The following is a 1,162-nucleotide window of genomic DNA, read 5'->3' on the forward strand; positions in this document are numbered from 1 at the left end:
GTGTCGCACAGCACCACCCAGCACGCGCCGGCATCGTAGGCGGTTCTCGCGCAGGCCAGGGCGTAAGACGGATTGGCCTTGAAGCCGTCGAAGAAATGCTCGCAGTCGACCATGGCTTCCTTGCCGGCGGCGACCGCCGTCTCGACCGAGACCTTGATCGAGTCGAGGTTTTCCTCGTTGGTGCAGGCGAGCGCGACGCGCACATGATAGTCCCAGCTCTTGGCGACGAAGCAGATGGCGTCCGACTTCGACTGCACGAGCGCCGCCAGCCCCGGATCGTTGGAGGCCGAGACACCTGCCCGCTTGGTCATGCCGAAAGCGACGAATTTTGCCTTGGCCGTGCGGTTCTCCTGGAAGAAGGCGGTGTCGGTCGGGTTGGCGCCGGGATAGCCGCCCTCGACATAGTCGATGCCGAACTCGTCCAGCAATTTGGCGATGGCGATCTTGTCCTCGACGGAAAAGTCGATACCCGGCGTCTGCTGGCCGTCGCGAAGGGTGGTGTCGAAGAGGTAGAGGCGTTGCTTTGTCATCGTTCTGTGGGCGCTTGAACACCCCCCTCTGCCCTGCCGGGCATCTCCCCCTCAAGGGGGGAGATCAGCAGTTCGAATGCCGCGCCACAACCTGCAGCGTTGAAAATTTGCGAAAGCCGCGACGAAGGCCAATCTCCCCCCTTGAGGGGGAGATGTCCGGCAGGACAGAGGGGGGTGCTGCGGGCTGTCATTTTTTCCCCGCAAACCCATCTGTCGCCCGGATCAGCCGGTCCAGGATCCCTGGTTCCGAATAGGCATGGCCGGCGCCCTCGATGAGGTGGAAATCCGCCTTCGGCCAGGCCTTGTGCAGCGCCCAGGCGTAGCGCGCCGGGCACGGCATGTCGTAGCGGCCGTGAACGATGGTGCCAGGGATGTCCTTCAGCTTCCAAGCGTCGCGCAGCAACTGCCCCTCCTCGAGCCAGCCGGCATGGACGAAATAGTGATTCTCGATGCGGGCGAAGGCGACGGCAAAGTCGTCCTCGCCGAACTTGCCGCTGGTTTCAGGCTCCGGCAAGAGCGTGATCGTCTCGCCCTCCCACAGGCTCCAGGCGAGGGCTGCCTCGACCTGTGCCTTGCGGTCGCTGCCCACCAGCCGCTTGCGGTAGGCGGCCATCATGTCGTCGCGCTCCGCT

General features: G+C 64.3%; 2 pseudogenes. Both read right to left on the reverse strand.

What is annotated here, in order from left to right:
- A pseudogene (locus tag EN781_RS32915) lies at nt 1–530 on the reverse strand (citramalate synthase); the annotation flags it as partial.
- A gap of 187 nt (nt 531–717) precedes the next feature.
- Nucleotides 718–1,162, reverse strand: a pseudogene (locus EN781_RS32925) (prolyl aminopeptidase); the annotation flags it as partial.

It is taken from the genome of Mesorhizobium sp. M4A.F.Ca.ET.090.04.2.1, from assembly GCF_003999085.1.
GTDB lineage: Bacteria > Pseudomonadota > Alphaproteobacteria > Rhizobiales > Rhizobiaceae > Mesorhizobium.